Source organism: Streptomyces sp. CO7, from assembly GCF_053474865.1.
Genome location: NZ_JBRIOU010000091.1, coordinates 1 through 468 on the forward strand (window position 1 = coordinate 1; position 468 = coordinate 468).

1 pseudogene is annotated in these 468 nt (G+C 49.1%); it reads right to left on the reverse strand.

The annotated features are described in order from the left end of the window. Positions 1-371: pseudogene (locus ACOV8S_RS31255) on the reverse strand (hypothetical protein); the annotation flags it as partial. Positions 372-468: the final 97 nt, after the last annotated feature.

Here is a 468-nt window from a genome sequence, read left to right on the forward strand (position 1 = left end):
CTCCAGCAGCGTCTCGCGTGCCGTGCGCATCGTCGCGTCGCCTCCCCGCTGTCTCTTATACACATCTCCGAGCCCACGAGACTAAGGCGAACTACGCATGCACTCCTAGGTTTGATATCACCCATGATGTCTCCCATGTATTCTTCAGGGATAACGACTTCCACTTTCATCATTGGCTCAAGTAGAACTGGGTTACATTTGCTGACAGCATTTTTCAATGCCATAGATGCAGCAATTTTAAACGCCATTTCGTTCGAGTCAACATCGTGGTATGATCCATCAAATAATTTAGCTTTGATGTCGATTAATGGGAATCCAGCTAATACACCATTTTCAAGTGAATCTTCAAGACCTGCTTGAATAGCTGGAATGTATTCACGCGTAAGATCGTCGGCAGCGTCAGATGTGTATAAGAGACAGCTCCAGCAGCGTCTCGCGTGCCGTGCGCATCGTCGCGTCGCCTCCCCG